Origin of the sequence: Holdemanella biformis DSM 3989, from assembly GCF_000156655.1 — a bacterium.
Taxonomy (GTDB): domain Bacteria; phylum Bacillota_I; class Bacilli_A; order Erysipelotrichales; family Erysipelotrichaceae; genus Holdemanella; species Holdemanella biformis.
In genome coordinates this window covers 35,860-41,572 of the sequence record NZ_DS996844.1, presented here as the reverse complement: position 1 = coordinate 41,572, position 5,713 = coordinate 35,860, and the positions used below count along the sequence as shown (strand labels likewise).

General features: G+C 33.7%; 7 protein-coding genes. 6 read left to right on the top strand and 1 reads right to left on the bottom strand.

Annotated elements, in window-relative coordinates:
- Positions 1-7: 7 nt before the first annotated feature.
- Positions 8-514, bottom strand: a complete 507-nt coding sequence (locus EUBIFOR_RS08245; protein ID WP_050755964.1) for a phosphatase PAP2 family protein — start codon at positions 512-514, stop codon at positions 8-10.
- 56 nt (positions 515-570) lie between these two features.
- Between EUBIFOR_RS08245 and EUBIFOR_RS08240 the strand changes: the two genes are divergently transcribed.
- The 6 genes from EUBIFOR_RS08240 to codA form a co-directional block, all read left to right on the top strand.
- Positions 571-1,320 (top strand): creatininase family protein, encoded by a 750-nt coding sequence (locus EUBIFOR_RS08240; protein WP_003865564.1) that lies wholly within the window; start codon positions 571-573, stop codon positions 1,318-1,320.
- Positions 1,321-1,404: 84 nt separating this feature from the next.
- Entirely contained in the window at positions 1,405-2,286 is an 882-nt protein-coding gene (rmuC, locus tag EUBIFOR_RS08235; RefSeq protein WP_040466389.1) for a DNA recombination protein RmuC, read from the top strand.
- Positions 2,283-2,810: a macro domain-containing protein gene (locus EUBIFOR_RS08230; RefSeq protein WP_003865562.1), complete on the top strand. Its 528-nt coding sequence runs from the start codon at positions 2,283-2,285 to the stop codon at positions 2,808-2,810. The genes rmuC and EUBIFOR_RS08230 overlap by 4 nt, the downstream gene beginning before the upstream one ends.
- A complete protein-coding gene (gene mnmM, locus EUBIFOR_RS08225; protein ID WP_003865561.1) occupies positions 2,807-3,334 on the top strand; it encodes a tRNA 5-(aminomethyl)-2-thiouridylate-methyltransferase MnmM in 528 nt (175 codons plus the stop codon). The genes EUBIFOR_RS08230 and mnmM overlap by 4 nt, the downstream gene beginning before the upstream one ends.
- 70 nt (positions 3,335-3,404) lie before the next feature.
- Positions 3,405-4,622: a cytosine permease gene (gene codB / locus EUBIFOR_RS08220; protein ID WP_003865560.1), complete on the top strand. Its 1,218-nt coding sequence runs from the start codon at positions 3,405-3,407 to the stop codon at positions 4,620-4,622.
- A 1-nt stretch (position 4,623) separates the two neighbouring features.
- A partial coding sequence (codA, locus tag EUBIFOR_RS08215) for a cytosine deaminase (RefSeq protein ID WP_003865559.1) occupies positions 4,624-5,713 on the top strand: 1,090 nt, incomplete at its 3' end.

Here is a 5,713-nt window from a genome sequence, read left to right as displayed (position 1 = left end):
AACTATGTCATTTAGTTGACATAGTCTTTTTCATGAATTTATAAACAATGTACGCAAGAATAATACCTGCAAGAATATCTGTTGGATAATGAACGCCCACATAGAGTCTAGAAAAGGCAACAAGAATTGCGAGTATGATGATTAGAATACTGTATTTTTTGGGAAGACCATCATACACCATAAAGGCACAAATAAAGGCCGATGCCGTATGTCCAGATGGAAAGGAATAATCGGTTGGTTTATCCACTAATGGAATAAGTTCGTTAAATGCATCAAAGGGTCTAGGTCTATGAAATATGAGCTTTAATACAATGAATAATACAGTACAAATTATAAAGGCAATGATTGTTTCTTTTGCGAGTTTTCGAGTTTGGTCATTTTTCTTAAACATATAAATTAATACGACTACTAAAATTGCATATAAAAAATATTCGTTTGTGATTAAAGTGAAGAATGGTGTTAATATATAGTTCCGTATATTTTCTTGTATAAATAATAAAATTTGAATATCCATAGAAATTTTCCTTTCGATAGGAGTATTATACATATATATAGATAGGAAGTGAAGTTATGCGATTAGAAAGAATGAGTTGGAAAGATTGTGAAGAATATTTTAAGGATCATGATATGGTGATTCTGACAACGGGAAGTACAGAAAATCATGGAATACATAATCCATTAGGAACCGATACTATGATTCCTAATAAGATTTTAGAGCTTGTAGAAAAACAAAGTGATGTATTGATTGCTCCAACATTGCCTTATGGAGATGCTGATTTTCATACAGAATATACAGGTACAATATCAATTGGTAGTGATTTATTAGAGATGGTCATGGAAAGAATTAGTGATCGACTTTATGATTGTGGTGCTAGACACTTTGTATTTTTAAATGGACATGGAGGAAATACACATGCGTTAAGTAAAGTGTGTCGTCATTTATATAAAAAGGGGGCTGTGGGTACGATTTTTGATTGGTGGACCATTGCTGGAAAAATCAATCCAAAATGGGCTGGAGGCCACGGTGCAGGTCAGGAAACGGCCGCTATGTTGTATGTGGATGAAAGTCTAGTACAGAAGGATAAGATTGAAGATTCAAATTTAAATCAGTTTACATCTGAATTAACAGCTTCGAATGCTCAAACGGTTAACTTTAAAGGTGTAGATATTCCTGTTCCTAGAAGCAATCGTTTAAGTAGTGATAATGGTTGGTTTGGCAAGGATCATCCTAAATATGCGACATATGAATGGGGTAAAGAGATGGTTGAGGCTACGGCTGATTTTCTTGTGGAATATATGAAAGAATTTCAAAAGATGTAGTAATTCATTTGAAGTTGAATTATAATAAATATACAAATAGGGGACAAATATTTTTGTCTCTTTTCTTTTCGTGTGGAGGGTTTAATGGAAATCATTATTTTAATATTATTATGTATTGTGATTGTATGTTTAATTGTTTTGTTGATGCAAAATAAATCAAAGGAAAGTGTATCTTCGAATTCGGATTCTTTGATTCTTCAAAAGAATTTTGAATATCTTTTAAAACAAGTACAGGATGTTCAAAAGAATCAGGCTACATCTAAAATGAGTTTGAATCAAATGGAAGACTATTTGTATCGTATGAATCAAGTTATGACAAACACAAAATTAAGAGGAAATTGGGGTGAATATCAATTGGATATGCTTCTAAGTGTATATTGTGGTCAAAACCCATCAATTTATTCTATGCAGTATACTTTGCCGAATGGAAAGATTGCGGATTGTGCTTTTCATTTGCCAGATACTAATAAAGTATTGTGCATTGATTCAAAGTTTCCTATGGAAAACTATTTAAATTTACAAGAAGATATGGATACGTATTTAAGGCCTTTTAAGATGAATATGAAAAAGCACATTGATGATGTGGCTAATAAATATATCAATATGGATACGATGCCTTATGCCTTATTGTTTGTGCCTAGTGAGGCTATTTATCAATTTGTTTGTGCAAAATGCGATGATTTATTCACATATGCCCTTCAAAAACATGTGATGTTAGTATCACCAACGACACTTGTAGCAGAGGTGATGACTTTATTATCAAGTACTAAAGATTTTTATAGAACAAGTCATATGGAAGAAATCGAAAGAAATATATTATTGCTTCAAGAAGATGCGAATCGTCTTGTGGAAAGAAGTGTAAAGGCAGAAAAAACATTGGAAACTTTGGCAACGCAATTTCATGCGGTTTCTATTTCTGCACAGAAATTATCAAGTCGAATGACTAAGATGGGAGAAGACGAATGATTAGTACATTAAAGGGAAATATAGCTTTGTTGGATTTTGATTTGATTGTCGATCCAACCAATAAACAAGTATTACCGATGCAAGGAGTTAGTGCACAAATATTTCATCAAGCCGGAAGTGAAATGATGAAAGCATGTCAAGAATTGAATGGTTTAGAGGTTGGGAAAGCTAAAATGACCAAAGCTTTTAATTTACCATGTAAGGCAGTTATTCATACGTGTGGACCACGCTATATGGATGGAACGCATAATGAAGATGAATATTTGGCCGCTTGTTATTGGAATAGTATGGCATTGGCTTATGATTATATGCGAAAAAATGATATGGAATCGATTAATATTGCTTTTCCATGTATTTCTACAGGTATCAATGCATATCCAAATCATGAGGCTTGTGTAATTGCGATTCAAACTGTAAAGCGATTAATGAATAAGTTTCCTGAGACAAAGGCGATTCATGTATGTTTTGTATGTGATAAAACAGAAGATTATATGTTATATAAAGAGGCACTTAGACTGCGATGAAATCTATGGTTGATTTATCCCATGAATTTTTAAAGCCTGTACTTCATAAACAAGCAATATGTGTAGATGCTACATTAGGACAGGGAAAAGATACAGATTTCTTTTTGTCGCAAAATGTGCATAAAGTATATGGCTTCGAAATTCAAAGGGATGTTTTTGAAAGTACAAAAGAACGATTAGGGAATCAAAGAACATGTTTCTTTCATGTGGGACATGAACATATGGAAGAATATATCCATGAAGAAGTAGATGCGATTATCTTTAATTTTGGCTATTTTCCTCAAGGAGATCCTAAAATTACAACCCAATCTTCTTCAAGTGTAAGTGCAGTCAGACAAGCTTTAAACCTTTTAAAAGTAAAAGGAAGAATGGCACTTGTGATGTATCCACATGATACGGGTAAAGAAGAGGCAATTTGTGTAGAAGAGTTTTTAAAGACACAAACAACGATTCAGGTACAGAAGGTACAGAATTTATTGGTGGATCATTGTCCATATCTATTATTAATTGAGAAAAGAAGATGATTTAGGTACTGTATATAGGTACCTTTTTCTGTTAAAATCATATAGTGAATTTTGAAATGAAGGAGTATATATGGAAGAAATAAAAGATAAAGATTATTCATTAGAAGCGGTTCCAGAAAGTGCAAGAAAAGGGTTTCGAAGTATGTTTTTTGTCATGCTTGGATTTACTTTCTTTTCTGCAAGTATGAGTGTAGGAGCAAAACTAGGAAATGGTTTGGATTTTAAAGAATTTGTTTTAGCGTGTGTCATAGGAGGTATTATTTTATCTATTTATTGTGGGATATTAGCCTATATAGGATCTGACACAGGACTAACAATGGATTTGCTTTGTCGAAAAGCTTTTGGTAAAAAAGGATCTTATTTATCAAGCTTAGTTCTAGGGTTTACACAAATTGGATGGTTTGGCGTTGGTGTAGCGATGTTTTCAATTCCAACAGCTCAACTTTTAGGTATCAATGAATGGGCATTGACAATTGCAGGTGGATTATTGATGACTTTGACAGCTGCTACAGGTATGAAGGCATTAGAAGTCGTAAGTACGATATCCGTCCCTTTAATTGTTGTATTAGGTGTCTATTCAATGGTTACTGCCACTACAGATGGTGGTGGTCTTGTGGCTGTGTTTGCACAATCGGCTGGTAAAATCAGTGTATTTACAGGCATTGGATATGTGATTGGTTCCTTTATTTCTGGGGGAACAGCAACACCGAATTTTATTCGTTTTGCGAAAAATAATAAAATTGCGGTTTGGACAACTGTTATTGCGTTTTTCTTTGGTAATACATTAATGTTTTGTTTCGGTGCAATTGGAGGTGCATTCACTGGCGCTGATGACATTTTCTATGTCATGATTGCACAAGGTTTGGCAATTCCTGCTATTATTGTTTTAGGAGCTAATATTTGGACAACAAATAATAACGCTCTTTATACAGGTGGTCTTGCGATTAGTAATATCACAAATATTCAAATGAAAATAACAACATGGATTGCAGGAATTATCGGTACTATCTTATCTATTTGGTTGTATTACAATTTTACAGGTTGGCTTAACATACTAAATTGTGCATTGCCACCAATCGGAATTATTGTCATTTTGGATTTCTTTATGAAAAGAAAAAAATATAAAGATAATATGGATGTAGGTGATTTTAATAGTTTCAATATTGTTGGTGTTATTGTTGGGGCTATTGTTGCGAATGTCCTTGCTTGGGGAATTGCAGCGGTAAATGCGATGATAGTTGCAGCCATATGTTATTTTATTGGATATGTAAGAAAGAAAGAGGCATAAAATGTTAATAAAAAATGCATGTATTGAAAATAATGAAGAATTAAAGTGTATCCGAATTGAAGATGGGAAATTTAAAGAAATAAAAAAAGATTTAGAGCCATATGCACAAGAAGAAGTGATGGATCTAGAAGGGAAACTTGTTCTTCCACCTTTTGTGGAATCTCATGTTCATTTAGATACTTGTTTGACAGCTGGACAACCACATTGGAATATGTCGGGAACTTTATTTGAAGGTATTGAACGTTGGGAAGAGCGTAAGGAATTTTTAACTAAAAAAGATGTGATGGATCGTGTGAATAAAGTCATTCGTATGCAGGCAACTCATGGTGTTCAACATGTTCGTACGCATGTAGATATCAATGATCCAAATTTAACGGCTTTAGAAGCTATTTTGGAATTGAGAGAAGAAGTGAAGAATTTCATGGACATTCAAATTGTTGCTTTTCCTCAATATGGAATTTTGAGCTATCCAAAAGGAAAAGAATTGTTGGAAACAGCTTTGAAATTGGGGGCAGATGCAGCTGGAGCTATTCCTCACTTTGAATTTACGCGTGAATATTCGGTCGAATCTTTAAAAATTTGTTTTGAATTAGCTCAAAAATATGGAAAGCTAATTGATATTCATTGCGATGAAATTGATGATGAAGCTAGTCGTGGACTTGAAACAGTGGCTACACTTGCTTATGAAACTGGCATGAAAGATCAAGTAACGGCCAGCCATACAACGGCTATGCATTCGTATAATAATGCTTATATGATTCGTTTAATGCGTATTTTAAAAATGTCAAACATAAATTTCGTGGCGAATCCATGTGTAAATGTTCATTTAGGAGGTCGTGCAGATACATATCCTAAGCGTCGTGGATTAACACGAGTTAAGGAATTAACAGAAGCTGGATGTAATGTTTCTTTTGGAACGGATGATATTTTCGATCCTTGGAATCCAATGGGAAGTGGAAATATGCGTGATCCTGTGTATATGGGAATCTATACTGGACATATGATGGGATATGAAGAAATTTTAAATTCATATAAATTTGTAACGACAAATGCAGCCAAAACTTTGCATTTAGGGGATAGCTATGGAATTC

Coding starts and splice junctions, on each gene's coding strand:
- EUBIFOR_RS08245 (WP_050755964.1), bottom strand. CDS start 514: ATGGATATTCAAATTTTATTATTTATACAAGAAAATATACGGAACTAT.
- EUBIFOR_RS08240 (WP_003865564.1), top strand. CDS start 571: ATGCGATTAGAAAGAATGAGTTGGAAAGATTGTGAAGAATATTTTAAG.
- rmuC (WP_040466389.1), top strand. CDS start 1,405: ATGGAAATCATTATTTTAATATTATTATGTATTGTGATTGTATGTTTA.
- EUBIFOR_RS08230 (WP_003865562.1), top strand. CDS start 2,283: ATGATTAGTACATTAAAGGGAAATATAGCTTTGTTGGATTTTGATTTG.
- mnmM (WP_003865561.1), top strand. CDS start 2,807: ATGAAATCTATGGTTGATTTATCCCATGAATTTTTAAAGCCTGTACTT.
- codB (WP_003865560.1), top strand. CDS start 3,405: ATGGAAGAAATAAAAGATAAAGATTATTCATTAGAAGCGGTTCCAGAA.